General features: G+C 60.5%; 17 protein-coding genes. 7 read left to right on the top strand and 10 right to left on the bottom strand.

The annotated features are described in order from the left end of the window. Positions 1-53: 53 nt before the first annotated feature. The 3 genes from ASG19_RS05120 to ubiE all read right to left on the bottom strand — a co-directional run bounded on the left by ASG19_RS05120 (position 54) and on the right by ubiE (position 4,071). Positions 54-1,640, bottom strand: a complete 1,587-nt coding sequence (locus ASG19_RS05120) for an aromatic amino acid lyase (RefSeq protein WP_062454041.1) — start codon at positions 1,638-1,640, stop codon at positions 54-56. A gap of 87 nt (positions 1,641-1,727) precedes the next feature. Continuing rightward, on the bottom strand, positions 1,728-3,290 hold the full coding sequence (gene ubiB / locus ASG19_RS05115; RefSeq protein ID WP_062454040.1) for a 2-polyprenylphenol 6-hydroxylase: 1,563 nt from the start codon (positions 3,288-3,290) through the stop codon (positions 1,728-1,730). 4 nt (positions 3,291-3,294) lie between these two features. Beyond that, the gene (gene ubiE, locus ASG19_RS05110) at positions 3,295-4,071 is read right to left on the bottom strand and encodes a bifunctional demethylmenaquinone methyltransferase/2-methoxy-6-polyprenyl-1,4-benzoquinol methylase UbiE (protein ID WP_062454932.1); all 777 of its coding nucleotides are present in this window, start codon (positions 4,069-4,071) and stop codon (positions 3,295-3,297) included. Between the two features lie 127 nt (positions 4,072-4,198). On the opposite strand from ubiE, the gene mutM reads away from it, so the two are divergent. From mutM to ASG19_RS05085, 5 genes are all read left to right on the top strand, one after another. Then, a complete protein-coding gene (gene mutM / locus ASG19_RS05105; protein WP_062454039.1) occupies positions 4,199-5,077 on the top strand; it encodes a bifunctional DNA-formamidopyrimidine glycosylase/DNA-(apurinic or apyrimidinic site) lyase in 879 nt (292 codons plus the stop codon). Between the two features lie 280 nt (positions 5,078-5,357). Beyond that, the gene (gene rpsT, locus ASG19_RS05100) at positions 5,358-5,624 is read left to right on the top strand and encodes a 30S ribosomal protein S20 (protein ID WP_062454038.1); all 267 of its coding nucleotides are present in this window, start codon (positions 5,358-5,360) and stop codon (positions 5,622-5,624) included. Positions 5,625-6,471: 847 nt separating this feature from the next. Continuing rightward, positions 6,472-8,040 carry a chromosomal replication initiator protein DnaA gene (dnaA, locus tag ASG19_RS05095; protein WP_062454037.1) on the top strand — a complete coding sequence of 523 codons (1,569 nt, stop codon included), beginning with the start codon at positions 6,472-6,474 and terminating at the stop codon, positions 8,038-8,040. Positions 8,041-8,165: 125 nt separating this feature from the next. Beyond that, positions 8,166-8,783 carry a LysE family transporter gene (locus tag ASG19_RS05090; protein WP_062454926.1) on the top strand — a complete coding sequence of 206 codons (618 nt, stop codon included), beginning with the start codon at positions 8,166-8,168 and terminating at the stop codon, positions 8,781-8,783. A 5-nt stretch (positions 8,784-8,788) separates the two neighbouring features. After that, complete coding sequence (locus tag ASG19_RS05085) at positions 8,789-9,382, top strand: class I SAM-dependent methyltransferase (RefSeq protein WP_062454036.1); 594 nt, start codon at positions 8,789-8,791, stop codon at positions 9,380-9,382. On the opposite strand, the gene hemW is transcribed toward ASG19_RS05085, so the two are convergent. The 4 genes from hemW to rph all read right to left on the bottom strand — a co-directional run bounded on the left by hemW (position 9,383) and on the right by rph (position 12,482). Next, a complete protein-coding gene (gene hemW / locus ASG19_RS05080) occupies positions 9,383-10,546 on the bottom strand; it encodes a radical SAM family heme chaperone HemW (RefSeq protein WP_062454924.1) in 1,164 nt (387 codons plus the stop codon). It abuts the gene before it with no gap. A 36-nt stretch (positions 10,547-10,582) separates the two neighbouring features. Then, on the bottom strand, positions 10,583-11,227 hold the full coding sequence (gene rdgB, locus ASG19_RS05075) for an RdgB/HAM1 family non-canonical purine NTP pyrophosphatase (RefSeq protein ID WP_062454035.1): 645 nt from the start codon (positions 11,225-11,227) through the stop codon (positions 10,583-10,585). Positions 11,228-11,235: 8 nt separating this feature from the next. After that, positions 11,236-11,640: a VOC family protein gene (locus ASG19_RS05070; RefSeq protein WP_062454034.1), complete on the bottom strand. Its 405-nt coding sequence runs from the start codon at positions 11,638-11,640 to the stop codon at positions 11,236-11,238. A 122-nt stretch (positions 11,641-11,762) separates the two neighbouring features. Further along, the gene (rph, locus tag ASG19_RS05065) at positions 11,763-12,482 is read right to left on the bottom strand and encodes a ribonuclease PH (protein ID WP_062454033.1); all 720 of its coding nucleotides are present in this window, start codon (positions 12,480-12,482) and stop codon (positions 11,763-11,765) included. 133 nt (positions 12,483-12,615) lie between these two features. On the opposite strand from rph, the gene hrcA reads away from it, so the two are divergent. Together hrcA and grpE are read left to right on the top strand one after the other, a co-directional pair. Beyond that, complete coding sequence (gene hrcA / locus ASG19_RS05060) at positions 12,616-13,695, top strand: heat-inducible transcriptional repressor HrcA (RefSeq protein WP_062454032.1); 1,080 nt, start codon at positions 12,616-12,618, stop codon at positions 13,693-13,695. 89 nt (positions 13,696-13,784) lie between these two features. Then, on the top strand, positions 13,785-14,423 hold the full coding sequence (grpE, locus tag ASG19_RS05055) for a nucleotide exchange factor GrpE (protein WP_062454031.1): 639 nt from the start codon (positions 13,785-13,787) through the stop codon (positions 14,421-14,423). Positions 14,424-14,495: 72 nt separating this feature from the next. On the opposite strand, the gene ASG19_RS05050 is transcribed toward grpE, so the two are convergent. From ASG19_RS05050 to raiA, 3 genes are all read right to left on the bottom strand, one after another. After that, a complete protein-coding gene (locus ASG19_RS05050) occupies positions 14,496-14,732 on the bottom strand; it encodes a hypothetical protein (protein WP_062454030.1) in 237 nt (78 codons plus the stop codon). A gap of 139 nt (positions 14,733-14,871) precedes the next feature. After that, on the bottom strand, positions 14,872-15,336 hold the full coding sequence (gene ptsN, locus ASG19_RS05045; protein WP_062454029.1) for a PTS IIA-like nitrogen regulatory protein PtsN: 465 nt from the start codon (positions 15,334-15,336) through the stop codon (positions 14,872-14,874). Between the two features lie 61 nt (positions 15,337-15,397). Then, positions 15,398-15,970: a ribosome-associated translation inhibitor RaiA gene (gene raiA / locus ASG19_RS05040; RefSeq protein WP_062454028.1), complete on the bottom strand. Its 573-nt coding sequence runs from the start codon at positions 15,968-15,970 to the stop codon at positions 15,398-15,400. Between the last annotated feature and the right edge of the window lie 146 nt (positions 15,971-16,116).

Below are 16,116 nucleotides of genomic sequence, written 5' to 3'. Positions count from 1 at the left end.
TATATTCCTTTAAGAAAGTCTGAAGAAACCGGCGGAATAAAGGCGTATTACGCTCACGGTTGCGTGGGCTGCACGCCCTGCATGCCGAAGCCACCAAGCGCGAAGAAACCGTCGATCGCATGGATCGGCGAGATGGCGATCAACTCCGTCAGGAAGGCCTCCGACGCGAGTTCCGCCTCGATCGCCTCAACCTCCGCCGAAAGCGGCCGATCGACCGTGTAGAAGGCTGCATGGCGGCGTACGGCATCGTAGATCAGCTTGACCGCACCGCCCGGCTCGTCGCCATGGATATCCATGGCCTGGGCTGCCAGCAACGCTTCCAGCGCTGCCAGTCGCTGCAGCGCCTGAACCTGTCGCTCGAACCGTTCGATCACCAGCGGCAGGAAGGCTGCCTCGTCTTCCATACCGCCGGCCACCACCAGCGACTGAGCCGAAACCGGGTTGGTCATCGACAGCACGCGTGAGAAGATTTCCCCGGCCAGCTTGATGATTGGGCCGAAGCCGGTCGCGATCACACCATGCGGAACCAGATTGACCGGCAGATCGCGGCGCTGGCCGTTTCCAAGAAGAACGCAGCGGTTGAAGGCATTGCGTGCCGCATGCGCCATCGTCAGCGATGCCGATTCCAGGAGCACCGTAACGTCGAGCGGCAGCGAACCGCCTGACGTCAGAACCCGGCCGTCGACGATCACGGGGTTGTCGTCGGAGCGGCCCGTCGCCGCCAGTATCTTGTGGCCGGCGGTCAGCACGCTTTCAAACACCGTGCCGAACACCTGCGCGATCATACGCAGGCTCAACGGGTCCTGGATTTGCGTTGCCTTCGGCCAGTCCCAGCCTTCGGACGCGTTGCACAGCCATTTGCCGATCATCGCCTCGCGTGGCGTGCCCACATGGGTGACGGCAATCCACGGGTCGCGGGATCCGCCCATCGCACCGGAAGCGGCCATGCCTGTGGCAAGCAGCGTTCGGATGGCACAGGCGGCCGTGCGCGTCGCGTCGGCGGCGGCCGCAAAGCTGACGGAATTGACGCTGAGCGAGGCAAGGCTGTCGCGCGGCGCCATTTTCATCGGCGCGATGCCTGCCGCCGCAAAGGCTTCCGCTGCGGGCAGGCGGCGTCCCTCGAACATTGCCTCGCCGACGCCGGTCAGGACAGCACCGATCTGCCCCATCAGACCGATATCGGCGCAGCCGATCGAGCCGGTGCGCCGCACGACCGGAATGACGTCGGCCTGCAGCAGATCGAGATAGGCCTGAACCAGTTCGGTCGAGCAACCCACATAGCCCGTCAGCGCCGTGTTGACGCGCAACGCCATCGCATTGCGCACGACGCAGATCGGAAACGGTTCGCCGGTGCCGAAGTGATGGGCCCGGACGAGCCCGATATTGAAAGCGTCGAGCTCTTCCGGCGACCACGCGACGTCCTTCATCGCACCAACGCCGGTCGTCGCGCCATAGACGGGCGTGCCCTCGGCAATCGTGCTTTCCAGCACCAACCGCGCCGCAGCGACACGGGCAAGCCCTTCGGCACTGGCTGTCACGGTTACTTCGCCACGGCCGATCTTGATCAGCTCGGCAAAGCCGATCGGCTGGCCGGTGAGTTCGATTGTGATGCGGTCTGGGTTTTTGGGTGCGGCGGACATGGCATTCCTTTTTGCCCGCACACTAATTCATCCTGTCGTCCAAGGGATATCCCAGAACCTGGACATCTGATGTCGCAACGCGCCTTTTCAGACGACGGCGAAGGCGATGACGACGAGCGAGATCGCGATGATCCACAGTGCCCAGCGGCCGGAGCGGCTGTGCCGGGCTTCCGCCTTGCCGATCGCGTCTGCCGTTTCGGGATCGAAACGCAGCCCGTGTTCGCTCATGTGGACGAGTTCCCTGTGCAGGGTTTCCGTCTTGGCGGCGATCTCCGGCAATGCTTCGGCAAGCTTCAGGCCCGCCTTCATCCCGTCCTTGAGGTCGGATGCGATGCGCTTGGGGCCGAGATTGTCGCGAATCCACTGGCCGACGACCGGTTCCGCGGCCTTCCACATGTTGAAACGCGGGTCGAGGATACGCGAAACGCCTTCGACGACGACCATGGTCTTCTGCAAGAGGATCAACTGCGGCTGGGTCTGCATCTCGAACAGGTCGGTCACTTCGAACAGCAGCGCCAGCAGCCGGGCCATGGAGATGGTTTCGGCGGGCTGACCGTGGATCGGCTCGCCGATGGCCCGGATCGCCTGCGCGAAGGCCGCCACGTCGTGATGCGCAGGCACATAGCCCGCTTCGAAATGCACCTCGGCGACGCGCATATAGTCGCGGGTGATAAAGCCGTAGAGGATTTCGGCGAGAAAGCGCCGTTCCTTTTTGCCCAGCCGTCCGGTGATCCCCATGTCGACGGCGACGATCGTACCGTCCCGCTCGACGAAGAGGTTGCCGGGATGCATGTCGGCATGGAAGAAGCCGTCGCGCAGCGTGTGACGCAGGAAGGACTGGATCAGCACTTCTGCGAGCTTTTCCAGATCGTGGCCGGCAGCCCTCAGCGCCGGGACGTCGTTCATCTTGGCGCCGTCGATCCACTCCATGGTGATGACGTCGCGGCCGGTCCGCTCCCAGTCCACTTCCGGCACGCGGAAACCCGGGTCGTCCGCTGTGTTTTCGGCAATCTCGGAAAGGGCTGCAGCCTCCAGGCGCAGGTCCATCTCCATCTTGGTGGTCTGTTCCAGCGTCCGCGTCACCTCGATCGGGCGAAGCCTTCGGCTCGACGGCATCAGGCGTTCCTGCATGCGGGCAACCACATACATGCCTTCGATGTCATTTGCGAAACGCTGGCGCACGCCGGGGCGCACAACTTTCACGGCCATCTTTTTGCCGTTCACTTCGGCCGGGTGCACCTGCGCGATCGAGGCGGCCGCAATCGGCTCTTCGAACGATGTGTAGAGATCACTGATCGGGCGGCCAAGCGAGGTCTCGACGGCGGTTTTGGCAGCATCCGTGGGGAAGAAGGCCATCCGGTCCTGCAGCATGGCAAGATCGACGGCCCAGTCGACGCCGACGACATCCGGACGGGTGGCGAGAAATTGGCCGATCTTCACATAGGAAGGACCAAGCCTTCCCACGGCGCGGGTCAGCCTTTCGCTGCGGGGCTGCTTCTTCGCCCTGAAACGGGTGAGCGGCTCGAGCATGGACTTGAGAATACCGACGGCCGGCGGCAGGTCCTGTGTCGGCAGGGCCGAAACCACGCCTTCGCGGACAAGAACCCAGCCGACACGGGCGAGCCGGAAATAAGCGCCGATCGTGCTCATCGCTTCAGAGCTTCCAGCCGGAATGCAGGGCGGCTATCCCGCCGGTATAGTTGGTGTAGCTCACGCGCGAAAAACCGGCAGTCCGGATCATCGCTGCGAAATTCTCCTGGTTGGGGAATTTGCGGATCGATTCCACCAGATACTGGTAGGGCTCGGAATCACCGGTGATCATTTTGCCGAAACGCGGGATCGCCCGGAACGACCATTCGTCGTAAAACTTGTCGAGCAGCGGAAGTTCGACTTCCGAAAATTCCAGAACCAGCAACCGTCCGCCACGCTTCAGGACGCGAAACGCTTCAGACAGCGCCACGTCGATGCGCGGAACGTTGCGGATCCCGAAGGCGACCGTATAGGCGTCGAAGGAATTGTCCTCGAAGGGCAGGGATTCTGCATTCGCCTCGATGAAATCGAGATTGCCCGACAGCTTTTTCTTCTGCGCCCGCTCGGCGCCCACGGCCAGCATCGAGCCATTGATATCGAGCACCGTCGTATGGGCCTTGAGGCCCGACGCCTCGACGATGCGGAATGCGACGTCGCCGGTGCCGCCGGCCACATCCAGCGTCCGGTAGCTTGCATCCTTGCGCGGATTGAGCGCGGTAATCATCGCGTCCTTCCACACCCGGTGCATGCCGGCCGACATCACGTCGTTCATCACGTCGTAACGCTTGGCGACCTTGTGGAATACGTCGTTGACGAGGCCCTGCTTTTCCCCATCGGCCACCTGGCGGAAGCCATAGGAGGTTTCCATTCCGCCTTCGGCGCGGGTGCGGGCTTCGGTCATGGGCAGCTCCTCGGTGTCTCTATCCAGGCGGACCATAGCGAAACCGGTTTCCGGACGCTATGTGGTGGATTACCGCCCGGTCTATAGAGCACCGGCGGCATCGTTGAAACAGGAAGTTAGGTAGACCATGCCCGAATTGCCAGAGGTCGAAACCGTTCGTCGCGGCCTTTCTCCGGCCATGGAGGGAGCAAAGCTTGCAAGGCTGCAGCTGAACCGCACCGATCTGCGCTTTCCGTTCCCGGAAAATCTTGTCGCCGCAGTCGAAGGCCGGCAGATCATCGCGCTGGGAAGACGCGCCAAATACCTGCTGATCGACCTCGAAGACGATCTCACCATCATTGCCCATCTCGGCATGTCCGGCTCGTTCAGGGTCGAGGAAGAGGCGCTTGGCACATTTCATCATCCGCGCTCCAAGGACGAGAAGCATGACCACGTCGTCTTTCATCTGGAGCGTGGCAACGAGACATTGAAGGTCATCTATAATGATCCGCGCCGTTTCGGCTTCCTGCATCTGGCAAAGCGCAGCGAGCTCGATCTCTACCCGGCATTTGCGCAACTCGGTCCGGAGCCGACCGGCAACGCGCTCGATGCGGAGTATCTCGGCAAGCGGTTTTCCGGCAAGGCGCAGCCATTGAAGAGCACGCTGCTCGATCAGACCGTGATCGCCGGTCTCGGCAATATCTATGTCTGCGAAGCGCTGTGGCGCGCGCACCTGTCGCCGAAGAGGGCAGCGGGCAGCATCGTCACGCCCAAGGGCCGGCCGAAGAAGGAGCTGGTGCTGCTGACGGAAGCGATCCGCGCTGTCATTGCCGATGCGATTGCAGCCGGCGGCTCGTCTCTGCGCGACCATATCCAGACGGACGGCTCGCTTGGCTATTTCCAGCATTCCTTCTCTGTCTATGACCAGGAGGATAAGCCCTGCCGCACGCCGGGCTGCGGCGGCACCGTTGCTCGTATCACCCAAGCCGGCCGCTCCACCTTCTACTGCCCGCGCTGCCAGAAGTGATCAGCCGTTGCAGGCGATGTTTGAAGGCGCGTCCCTATCAGGAGAGTGGGAGGGGTTATGGTCGCGAAAAGGACGCGGGACTTCGCCAAACGGCAAATTCAGCGGCACCCTTCATGCGAATCCGCGTTGACGAGGCGCGCTATACCGGTTATATGCCCGCCCACAGTTGGGAAAGCCTGATCGACGGCTTCCTCTATTGCTCCCGAATTGCTGGATTGATGGTCGCAGGACCTACGCGGCAACGGCGGAGTTTTGGTTCGAATTCGTAGAGAGGCATGATATGGCCAATACAACTTCGGCGAAAAAAGCGACCCGCAAGATCGCTAGCCGTACCGCAGTCAACAAGTCCCGCCGCTCGCGCGTTCGTGGCTTTATCCGCAAGGTTGAAGAAGCGATCGCAACGGGTGACGTATCCGTCGCTGCTGCTGCTCTGAAGGCAGCTCAGCCGGAAATCGCACGCGCTGCAACAAAGGGCGTCCTTCACAGCAACACGGCGTCCCGCAAGGTCTCGCGCCTGGCAGCTCGCGTCAAGGCACTCTCCGCCTAATATCACCTTTAGCGTGCATGCATCAAAAGCCTGGTCGGTCGACCGGGCTTTTTGTGATTCTCGGTCCTTTGTACTTCGTTAACCGGCTCAGTAACGGTTACGTGTCAGGTGCGTGACAGATTTTCCCGATGAATTACAAAGGCTTATGAGAGGTCTGCCCAAGTCTGGCGGCAATTCCGCCAACCCGCCGCCTGCTTTCTGAGTCAAGGTTTTTTTTATTTTTTCTCTGAATCGTACCATCAGAAATAGATGGATTTTGAATCCCATTGATTCAACTGGGATTCTTCTCCGCAACCCTCCGGCCATTCAAATCGCACCCGGAGAGTCAACGGTCGCGCTCGGATTTTGCGTAAAATTCATCATTGATCTTGCCATTTGATCCTGCCTAAATGGCTTTTAGCGAGAGGCATGGAGATCACTCCTAGAGCCTGCCGACAACCGCTCGACACCGAGCGGCCCGGGGACTTTAAGCAGCTTGCGGCGAGATGTTTTTCTCGTTTCCTTATTTAACCGATGGTTGCAAGCCGGAAATTGGCTTTTCCGGCAACAGCTGAACTTATGCGTGACGGGGCCGACTGGGGAGTCGGAAGAAGGCAGTGGGAAGTCAGCGGCTCTTCATAACGAGGATGGAGCGTGCGCTGAGTTGCGGGTTGGCTCCCGCAGGTCTGGATCAGACGAGGTGATCCGGATCGATCTTTGATGGTCCGGGCGGTTGGCCTGGAACTTTGATCGATGGGGAAGGGCAGTCATCGTTTCCGCACGGAGACGGGCTGTCGGACGTAGTTAAAAAGAATGTGTCCTGGCGGGAAACAGAACCGCCGGGCTCCTATGGAAAAGGCGGCGAATAATGCAAATGAATAACGTATCGGCTCGTGCAACCGGCAACGGGGGCAATGCACGACAGGCGTTTGATTCCGTTTGCGCACAGGCGGCAGGGGAAACACCAGTTATGAAGCATGATGCTCTTTTCGAGCGATTCAGTGTGCGTCTTAAAGCACAGGTCGGCCAGGATGTTTACGCAAGCTGGTTTGCAAGACTTAAGCTTCACACCGTCTCGAAGAGTGTCGTCAGGCTCACGGTGCCCACGACGTTTCTGAAGTCTTGGATCAACAACCGTTATCTTGATCTGATCACGTCGATCTTCCAGGCGGAAGATGCCGAGATCCTCAAGGTGGAGATCTTGGTCCGCACGGCAACCCGCGCTGCAAAGCCGGTATCGGATGTCCAGGACGGCGTCATTGGCTCGGATGCTCCGGCACCTGTCGCGTCGCAACGCCCATCTGCACCGCGTGAGATCGGCAAGATCGCCACGTTCCCGACTGCCGCGTCCACCCCGGTTCGCCAGTCCTCGCAGCCCGGCCCGTTGTTCGGTTCGCCACTCGACAGCCGTTATACGTTCGACACGTTCGTTGAAGGCGCCTCGAACCGCGTGGCGCTTGCCGCTGCCAAGACGATTGCGGAAGCCGGTGCCGGTGCCGTGCGCTTCAACCCGCTGTTTATTCATTCCGGTGTCGGTCTCGGCAAGACCCACCTTCTTCAGGCCATCGCCAACGCCGCCGTCGGCAGCCCCCGCATGCCGCGCGTGGTCTATCTCACCGCCGAATATTTCATGTGGCGTTTCGCAACCGCGATCCGCGACAATGATGCCCTGACGCTCAAGGACAGCCTGCGCCATATCGATCTGTTGATCATCGACGACATGCAGTTCCTGCAGGGCAAGATGATCCAGAACGAATTCTGCCATCTGCTCAACATGCTGCTCGACAGCGCCAAGCAGGTCGTGGTTGCTGCCGACCGCGCGCCTTGGGAACTGGAATCGCTCGATCCGCGGGTTCGCTCGCGTCTGCAGGGCGGCGTGGCCATTGAGGTCGAGACGCCGGATTACGATATGCGCATGGAAATGCTCAAAGGTCGTCTCGCGGCTGCCCAGCAGGATGATCCATCGCTCGATATCCCGCACGAAATTCTCGATCACGTCGCCCGCAGCGTCGTCAGCACCGGTCGCGAACTGGAAGGCGCGTTCAACCAGCTGCTGTTCCGTCGCTCGTTTGAGCCGAACCTCTCGATCGAGCGCGTCGACGAGCTTCTCGCCCATCTGGTCGGCGCCGGGGAAGCAAGGCGCGTCCGGATCGAGGATATCCAGCGCGTCGTGGCACGCCATTACAACGTCTCGCGGCAGGAACTGGTCTCCAACCGCCGCACCCGCGTCATCGTCAAGCCGCGCCAGGTCGCCATGTACCTCTCGAAAACCATGACGCCGCGCTCCTTCCCGGAAATCGGCCGTCGGTTTGGTGGCCGCGACCATACGACCGTGCTGCATGCGGTTCGCAAGATCGAGGACCTGATCTCGGGCGACAGCAAGCTCAGCCACGAGGTCGAGCTTCTGAAGCGCTTGATCAACGAAAACAATCTGTGATCATCGACTGACCGACCGAAGCCGGCTCTTATCCATCGGATGAGAGCCGGTTTTTGTTTGTCCGGGCGTTGACGGGATTTGGCTTCTGGCGCACACCAATTTTTCTGGTGTGCGAGGAGCGTGTCGTGTTTCTTTTATCCGTGGCGACCATCTGGGCTGTCGCCTGCATTACCCCCGGGCCAAATACGCTGCTGGTGATCCGCTATTGCCTCACAGCACCGCGCAGGGTTGCCCTTACGGCAGCCATGGGAACGATTACCGGAACATGCCTGTGGGGCTTTGCGGGCTGGCTCGGGATCAATGCCCTGTTTCAGGCAGCCCCTTTCGCCTATGTCGCGCTGAAGATCGTCGGCGGTCTTTATCTCGTATGGCTCGGCCTGCGCGTCTTCATGGACGTCCGGAAGGCCCGGACAACACCCGAATTTGCCCCCACAGAACGCGAGATACCGCTGAGGAAGGCTTACCGACTGGGGCTTGCGACCAACCTCGCCAACCCGAAATCGGCTCTCTTCGTTGCCTCGCTGTTTGCCGCTACCATGCCGGCGGGCACGCCGTTTCTCTACGGGCTAGCGGCAATCGCTGTCATGGTCGCGGTTTCGGCCTGTTACTATACGTTTCTGGTCGGCCTGATCACCCATCCGCGGGTAGCGAGCGCCTATCTCAAGGCCAAGCAGAAGATCGACCTCGGCGTTGCCACCGTCTTCGTCGGCTTCGGCACCAAGCTTCTCCTGTCACAAAAGTAAAAGCCATGGCGGAGCACGATCAGACCCTCCGCTTCTACGCCGACAATGCGAAGGCCTATGCCGGTTATCGGGAAAAGGCGAACGAGATCCGGCTGGAAGCATTTCTCTCCCGCCTCTCTCCGGGTGCCCGCGTTCTGGAACTTGGCTGCGGCAATGGCCGCGACAGCGGTTTCATGATTGAACGCGGCTTTGACGTCACCCCGACGGATGGCGTTGCGGAAATGGCAGAGCAAGCCTCGCGCCGTCTGGGGCGTAGAGTCGCGCTACTGCGCTTCGGGGATATCGACAGCGTTGCTGCCTATAGTGGCGTCTGGGCCAATGCCTGCCTTTTGCACACGCCGAGAAATGATCTCGCCGATATCCTTGCCCGCATCCACCGGGCGCTGCGCCCTGGCGGCATTTTCTACGCAAGCTATAAGACCGGCGAGGAAGAGATGACGGATGCGATAGGTCGCTATTACAACAACCCGTCGCGGCCCTGGCTCGAACAGGCCTACAGGACCGTCACGTGGTCATCGCTCGAGATAAGCACGAACGACGGCAGCGGCTATGATGACCGGCCGACCGAATGGCTGCATGTGACGGCGGTGAAGGCCTAGTCAGCAGGCGAGGTCGGCAACGACAGCATCGAGGATCAGCATGCCGGACGGCGTGCAGCGCAGCCTGGAATTTCCCAGCCGCTCGATAAAGCCGTGTTCCAGAAGCCGCTCTTCGCGGACCGGGTCCGGATCGCGGCCGGAAAGCTCCTGCCAGCGCGCCAGGTCGACGCCTTCGGTCAGGCGCAGTCCCATCAGAAGCAACTCGTCCGCCTGCTCGTCGAAGCCTAGCAGTTCCTGGTCGACCATGCCGTGGCCTTGTGTCTCGACTTGGTCCAGCCACGTCTCCGGACGTCGCTCGGTGGCGGTGGCGATCTTGTCGCGTCCCCGCGTCAGGCGACCATGCGCACCGGGGCCGATGCCGGCATAGTCGCCATAGCGCCAGTAGGTCAGGTTGTGCCGGCTTTCAGCACCCGGCTTGGCGTGGTTGGAAACCTCGTAGGCCGGCATGCCATGCGCGGCCGTGATCTCCTGCGTCGCCTCGTAGAGCAGCGCCGACTGCTCATCATCTGGAACGATCAGTTTGCCGGCCTTGTGCAGGCCGTAGAACGGCGTGCCTTCCTCGATCGTCAGCTGATAGAGGGAAAGGTGATCGACGGCATAGGAAATGGCCTGCTTCAGCTCCGCTTCCCAGGCCTCCACGGTCTGCTTGGGACGGGCGTAGATCAGGTCGAACGACATGCGCGGAAAGATCTCGCGCGCCAGCTTGATCGCCTTCAGCGCGTCTGCCACGTCATGCAGGCGGCCGAGGAATTTGAGATCCGTATCGTTGAGAGCCTGCACGCCCATCGAGACCCGGTTGATGCCGGCAGCCCTGTAGCCGCGAAAGCGTTCCGCCTCGACGCTGGAAGGGTTGGCTTCCATCGTGATCTCGATCCCGTCAGGCACATGCCAGTGCTGCGCGATCCCGTTGAGGATCGCCCCGACGGTTGAAGGATCCATCAGCGAAGGCGTACCGCCGCCCAGAAAGATGCTCGTGACCGTCTTCGGTCCGCTCATCTTGCGCATCGTTTCCATCTCTTTCAGAAACGCGGCGGTGTAGCGGAGCTGATCCACGGGCTGGTGGCGGACATGGCTGTTGAAATCGCAATAGGGGCATTTGGCCGCGCAAAACGGCCAGTGCACGTAAACGCCGAAGCCCGGCTCACCCGTGTCGGGTAGCAGCATGCCGGGAAAAAGGGGAGCGACGGCGTTCAATGGGGATCAGGCCTCCAGGCAGGTTTCGACGAACAGCTTGAACGCGCGGGCCCGGTGCGAAAGCGCGTGCTCATCGCCAGGCTTCCAGCCGTGCTTTTCCTCGCTGGTCATTTCGCCAAACGTGGTCTTGTGGCCTTCCGGCTGGAAGATCGGGTCGTAACCGAACCCGGCAGCACCACGCGGCGGCCAGGCGACAACGCCTTCGACATCGCCGCGGAAGAGTTCGGTGTGGCCGTCCGGCCAGGCAAGGCAGAGAACGCTCACAAAACGGCAGCTGCGCTTGTCGGGCGTGGTCGCACCTTTTTTCTGCAGCGCATCTTCCACCTTCTGCATCGCCATCGCGAAATCGCGTGTGCCATCCTCGCGCTCGGCCCAGTTGGCGGTATAGACACCGGGAGCACCATCCAGCGCCTCGATGACGATGCCGCTATCGTCGGAAAGGGCAGGCAGGCCCGAGGCCTTGGCAGACGCAAGCGCCTTGATCGCCGCATTTTCCTCAAACGTCGTGCCGGTCTCGTCCGGTTCCTCGAACTTCAGTTCGGCCGCGGACTTTGCCGAAAAGCCGAACGGACCGATCAATTCGGCAATCTCGCGGATCTTGCCGGCATTGTGGCTGGCAACGACGATCGTTTTCGTCTCAAGCTTGCGCATGAAGGTTCCTATAGATTCCAGAGCCTCGGCTCTGCGCATTCCAGACTGTTGCCGGCCGGGTCGCGGAAATAGAGGGATCGGGCGCCGGTTGGCCAGCGAAAATCGCTTTCAATCACGATGCCCGCCTTGTTGAGCTTTTCGACCATTCTGTCAATCGCCGGGCCGTCCATACGAAAGCACACATGCCCGGGTCCTGGCGTGCCATGCGGCGGAACCGGCAGCGCATCATCAGGCGGCGGCTTCAGCGTCTCGGCGCGATTGAAGATCAACAGGATGCCTGGTCCGCATCGGTAAAACACGTGGCGATCGCCGGCCCGCAACACCCGTTCAAGCCCGAGCCGTTCACCGTAAAAGGCTTCCGCCGCATCGAGATCATCGACATAGAGCGCTGTTTCGAGAATGCTGTCGATCAAAACAGTGGCTCCCTTGTCTGATGCTGCCCCGCCATGAAGGCGGGGGAGGAGGTTCGATCGAGGGGCAGTCTATCTGAAAGAAAGACTGCCCCTCGCAATTCATGGATCAGCCAGCGCTGAAATCAGCCGCCGATCGCCTGCTTCTGAAGCGCTACCAGTTCCCGGGTGCCGTCCTGTGCCAGCGACAGAAGGTTGAGGAATTCTTCCTGGCTGAACGGTGCGCCCTCGGCCGTGCCCTGGATCTCGACGATGCCGCCGCTACCCGTCATGACGAAATTCGCGTCTGTCTCGGCGGCCGAATCCTCGAGGTAGTCGAGATCGATGACCGGTTGGCTTGCGAAGATGCCGCACGAGATCGCCGCGACATGGTCTTTCAGAACCTTGTCGAGCTTGATCATCGAGCGGGTATCCATCCACTTCAGGCAATCATAAAGCGCCAGCCAGCCGCCGGTGATGGCCGCCGTACGGGTGCCGCCATCGGCCTGGATCACGTCGCAGTCGATGGTGATCTGCTTTTCGCCAAGCGCGGTCAGGTCCACCACGGCGCGCAGCGAACGACCGATTAGGCGCTGGATTTCCTGGGTGCGGCCACCCTGCTTGCCGGTCGCAGCCTCGCGCTTCATCCGGTCGCCGGTGGCGCGCGGCAGCATTCCATATTCGGCGGTGACCCAGCCCTTGCCGGAATTGCGCAGCCACGGCGGCGTCTTTTCTTCAAGGCTTGCGGTGCACAGAACATGGGTATCGCCGAACTTGACGAGACAGGAGCCCTCGGCATGCTTGGAGAAATTGCGCTCGAACGAAATCTTGCGCATCTGATTTGTCTGTCTGCCTGAAGGCCGCATCCGTCACTCCCTAAATTATTGTTTCCGCCTTCTAAGGCTCGGAGCCGTCATTTGCAAAGAATTTCCCTTTTGCGGATGCGCAAGTGAGCGACTATATCTGGGAGATGAGATCAGCAGCATGGTAAAGGGGCCAATGGTATTTCCGGGACTGACGGGTCGCGACAACGGCTCCGTGCTTGATGATCGTTCGCGGGAAATCTTTCGCCGCATCGTGGAAAGCTATCTGGAATCCGGCGAGCCGGTCGGTTCGCGCAATCTGTCGCGACTTCTGCCCATGTCGCTGTCACCGGCTTCCGTGCGCAACGTCATGAGCGATCTCGAAGAGCTCGGCCTGATCTACTCGCCGCATATCAGTGCAGGCCGCATGCCAACGCAGACGGGCCTGCGGTTCTTTGTCGATGCGTTCATGCAGGTCGGCAATCTCTCGGAAGAAGACCGCGCCAGCATCGACCGGCAGATCCGTCCGCCCGATCGCGATCAGACGCTCGAAAACCTGATGGCCGATGCGAGCCTTATGCTGTCTGGCGTCTCGCGCGGCGCCGGCATCGTCATCACCGCCAAGAACGATCCGGTCCTCAAACATGTCGAGTTCATCCGCCTGGAGCCCACCAAGGCGCTCGCCGTCCTTGTTGGCGATCATAATCAGGTGGAGAACCGGATTATCGACCTGCCCGCAGGCGTGACCTCGTCGCAGCTCGGCGAGGCCGCAAATTTCCTCAACGCGCATCTCGCCGGCCAGACGCTGCCGGAATTTCGCGGCCAGATGAAAATGCTGAAGGAACAGGTCGCAAGCGAGCTTCACACGCTGTCGCATGATCTGGTGGAGCGAGGCCTCGCCTTCTGGTCGGGTGATCAGGAAGATGGAAAGCCGGGCCAGCTCATCGTGCGCGGCCGGGCAAACCTTCTCGAAGGTCTGGCTGACGTCAGCGATCTCGATCGGCTGCGTCTGCTGTTTGACGATCTCGAAAAGAAGGACAGCCTGATCGAGATCCTCGACCTTGCCGAAAAGGGACCGGGCGTGCGGATCTTTATCGGTTCGGAAAACAAACTGTTCTCCCTGTCCGGCTCCTCGCTCATCGTTGCGCCCTATCGTGACGGCGAGGAACGCATCGTCGGCGCGGTCGGCGTGATCGGCCCAACCCGGCTGAATTACTCGCGCATCGTGCCCATGGTGGATTACACGGCGCAGCTGCTTGCAAGGCTATCCCGCTAGGATGTTCCCAAGGCCTTGATTTTTTCGCCCCGAACCTCGATATCGGGCGCAACCACCCTTCCAGATTCCAATACGCACCGGAGACCGTCATGACCGACGAAACCAAGAAGAACGGACCTGACGCAGCTGCTGTCGAAAACACGGCGGAAGCCGTGGCGTCCGCTCTCGAAGACGCCGCCGATCAGAGCGCAGGGGAAGCCTTCTTCGCGCAGGAGCCCGATCCGATCGATGTGCTCAAGGCTGAAAATTCCGATTTGCGAGACCGTTTCATGCGGCTTGCTGCAGAAATGGACAACCTTCGCCGACGCACCGAGCGTGAAGTGAAGGATGCCAAGTCCTACGCCGTCTCGGGCTTTGCCCGCGACATGCTGGCCGTCTCGGACAATCTGCGCCGCGCGCTCGACACTGTCCCGGCAGACAAGCGTGCCGGAGCCGATGCGACGCTGACGAGCCTGCTTGAAGGCGTCGAAATGACCGAGCGTGGCATGCTGTCGACACTCGAGCGGCATGGCGTCAAGAAGATCGATGCCGAAGGCGAGAAGTTCGATCCGAACTTCCATCAGGCCATGTTCGAGATCCCGAATGCGGACGTACCCAACAACACTGTCATGCAGGTCGTCCAGGCCGGCTTCATCATTGGCGAACGCGTCTTGCGCCCGGCCATGGTCGGCGTCGCCAAGGGCGGCCCGAAGGTTGAAGCAGCGGCGGCTGAAGACAAGAAAGACTGAGCTCCTTAGAGCCTTTCCAAGAAAAATGGGCGCCTCGGGCGCCCATTTGCGTTTGGCGACCGCGGGTAAGGATCAGTGCGTCGTATCCAGCGAAACATGCGCCAGGGAACGGATCAGGGCCAGTTCCGAATTGAGATGGGCTCGGGTCTTCTTGTCCGCATCGCCGATCAGTCCCTCCTGACCATCGGCAATTTTGAAGATTGCATCGAGCTCATCGAGAAGATGGGGATCCTTGATCGCCAGCAGGATGATGACCGCCTTGAGCAGTCTGTCATTCGCAGCGATCCTGGCACGTATGTCGTCATTCATGTCTATCTCCTTCAACGGGAAAGACATGTGGCGTATTTGACAAAAGGCAATTCTAAAGAGGGCTCGAAAACAAGATTAGCCGCTCCATTCGAGGGCGAACGGGCGGCTTTACTCTATAGAAAAGGAGTATAGAGCCGCCTCAGGCGGCGTGGTTTGCCTGTTCTGCATTCAGAAAGGCGTAGATTGCCGACGCGGAATCGGTCTTGCGAAGCTTGGCGACGAGATCCTGATCGCGCAATACGCGGGCAATACGCGAAAGCGCCTTCAGGTGGTCGGCACCGGCGCCCTCTGGGGCGAGCAGCAGGAACACAAGATCGACCGGCTCGTCATCAAGCGCTTCGAAGTCGATCGGCGATTCCAGGCGGGCGAACACGCCCTTGATGGACGATATGCTGCTGAGCTTGCCATGTGGGATGGCAATGCCGTGGCCAACGCCCGTCGACCCCAGCCGCTCCCGTTGCAGGATGACGTCGAAGATCTCCCGCTCGGGAACACCCGTCAGCTTGGCCGCTTTCACAGCAAGTTCCTGAAGAAGCTGCTTCTTGGAGGTCACTTTAAGGGCAGGAACAATCGCATCTTGCTGCAGCAAATCCGCCAAAGCCATTCTTATCATCCTTTTGCCGCGAAGGGCGAAGAGAGCGCCAAAGGCGCTCTCCCGAGAGTTTTTAGTTCTTCATACCGGTGGAATCGATCCAACCGATATTTCCGTCATTGCGCCGGTACACGATGTTCAGCTCCTTTCCAGGGCTGCGGAACAACAGGACCGGTTCGTCCGTCATGTCGAGCGCCATCACGGCGGTCGCAACGGACATCGTCATCAACTGCTTCGTGCTTTCCGCAACGATGGTCGGTGCGAAATCGTCTGGCACGTCGTCTTCTTCATCCGGTACACGGTCCATGACCGTGTAAGCCACTTCGGAAAAACCGTTCGCGTGATTGCCGGCGTGATGGTCCTTCAGTCGACGCTTGTAGCGACGAAGGCGTTTTTCGATCCGCTCCGCTGCAGCATCGAAACTTGCCTGTGGATCATTCGCTTCTCCGGCCGCATGCAGGACGATCCCGGTATCGAGATGCACCTTGCAATCTGCCGAAAAACGCGAGCCGGACTTCTCGACGATCACCTGACCCGAATACCCCCCGTCGAAGTATTTGGTCACTGCACCGCCGATGTGGTCCTCGATCTTCTGTCGAAACGAGTCGCCGATTTCCATATGTTTACCGGATACACGCACACTCATGGAGTTACTCCTTATTGTCGTGACTTGCATGTTCCAGTCTACGCCAACCGGCCTCTTGATCCAAGCGGTTCACGAATGGCAGGGCCAAATTGGTTTGGGAATTGGTTTAGATCCCGTGTCGCCCGGTCAGGTTGCGGCGGGTCTCT

The organism is Rhizobium sp. Leaf306, from assembly GCF_001423425.1.
GTDB lineage: Bacteria > Pseudomonadota > Alphaproteobacteria > Rhizobiales > Rhizobiaceae > Neorhizobium > Neorhizobium soli.
The sequence above is the reverse complement of the archived record's forward strand: the minus strand, read 5'-3'. Positions and strand labels throughout refer to the sequence as shown.

Excerpts from the sequence above, each read along its gene's own strand:
- ubiB (WP_062454040.1), bottom strand. The coding sequence starts at position 3,290 with ATGAGCACGATCGGCGCTTATTTCCGGCTCGCCCGTGTCGGCTGGGTT.
- hrcA (WP_062454032.1), top strand. The coding sequence starts at position 12,616 with ATGGTATTTCCGGGACTGACGGGTCGCGACAACGGCTCCGTGCTTGAT.
- mutM (WP_062454039.1), top strand. The coding sequence starts at position 4,199 with ATGCCCGAATTGCCAGAGGTCGAAACCGTTCGTCGCGGCCTTTCTCCG.
- ASG19_RS05085 (WP_062454036.1), top strand. The coding sequence starts at position 8,789 with ATGGCGGAGCACGATCAGACCCTCCGCTTCTACGCCGACAATGCGAAG.
- grpE (WP_062454031.1), top strand. The coding sequence starts at position 13,785 with ATGACCGACGAAACCAAGAAGAACGGACCTGACGCAGCTGCTGTCGAA.
- hemW (WP_062454924.1), bottom strand. The coding sequence starts at position 10,546 with ATGCTGCTACCCGACACGGGTGAGCCGGGCTTCGGCGTTTACGTGCAC.
- dnaA (WP_062454037.1), top strand. The coding sequence starts at position 6,472 with ATGCAAATGAATAACGTATCGGCTCGTGCAACCGGCAACGGGGGCAAT.
- rph (WP_062454033.1), bottom strand. The coding sequence starts at position 12,482 with ATGCGGCCTTCAGGCAGACAGACAAATCAGATGCGCAAGATTTCGTTC.
- rpsT (WP_062454038.1), top strand. The coding sequence starts at position 5,358 with ATGGCCAATACAACTTCGGCGAAAAAAGCGACCCGCAAGATCGCTAGC.
- ASG19_RS05050 (WP_062454030.1), bottom strand. The coding sequence starts at position 14,732 with ATGAATGACGACATACGTGCCAGGATCGCTGCGAATGACAGACTGCTC.
- ptsN (WP_062454029.1), bottom strand. The coding sequence starts at position 15,336 with ATGGCTTTGGCGGATTTGCTGCAGCAAGATGCGATTGTTCCTGCCCTT.
- rdgB (WP_062454035.1), bottom strand. The coding sequence starts at position 11,227 with ATGCGCAAGCTTGAGACGAAAACGATCGTCGTTGCCAGCCACAATGCC.
- raiA (WP_062454028.1), bottom strand. The coding sequence starts at position 15,970 with ATGAGTGTGCGTGTATCCGGTAAACATATGGAAATCGGCGACTCGTTT.
- ubiE (WP_062454932.1), bottom strand. The coding sequence starts at position 4,071 with ATGACCGAAGCCCGCACCCGCGCCGAAGGCGGAATGGAAACCTCCTAT.
- ASG19_RS05120 (WP_062454041.1), bottom strand. The coding sequence starts at position 1,640 with ATGTCCGCCGCACCCAAAAACCCAGACCGCATCACAATCGAACTCACC.